This is a genomic window from Vibrio sp. 1249-1, from assembly GCF_033340495.1.
Genome location: NZ_JAWOWJ010001246.1, coordinates 1 through 502 on the forward strand (window position 1 = coordinate 1; position 502 = coordinate 502).

General features: G+C 44.4%; 1 protein-coding gene. It reads left to right on the top strand.

Annotation, left to right across the window (positions count from 1 at the left end):
* Positions 1-172 precede the first annotated feature (172 nt).
* Positions 173-502 (top strand): CNNM domain-containing protein (locus R7Z50_RS31510; protein ID WP_318150276.1); only part of this gene is annotated, 330 nt, incomplete at its 3' end.

The following is a 502-nucleotide window of genomic DNA, read 5'->3' on the forward strand; positions in this document are numbered from 1 at the left end:
TGGCCTATTTTGGCAGTCGCTTTGTAAAAGAAATCATCTTGAATTAAGGAGCTCTCGGGCTCCTTAATCCTTTATATTCGCGGACAGATAAAATACAGTACGCATTAATTCATTGAATTCGCAGCTCACTTTGCTGTTGAATTGCCAAAAACATACAAGGAACAGCTACGTTTTGGACGACATATCTACGGGTATCTTATTTGCGCTACTCGCGTGTCTTATCGTCATATCAGGTTATTTTTCTGGTTCAGAAACAGGGATGATGTCTTTGAACCGTTACCGCTTGAAGCACTTAGCGAAAAGTGGGCATAAGGGCGCCAAACGTGTCGAAAAGTTATTAGACCGACCAGATCGCTTGATTGGTCTTATTCTTATCGGCAACAACCTCGTGAACATTCTTGCTTCAGCAATTGCGACCATCATCGGCATGCGCCTGTACGGCGATTTAGGTGTCGCGATCGCAACGGGTGCGCTAACTATGGTTGTCTTGGTGTTTGCCGAA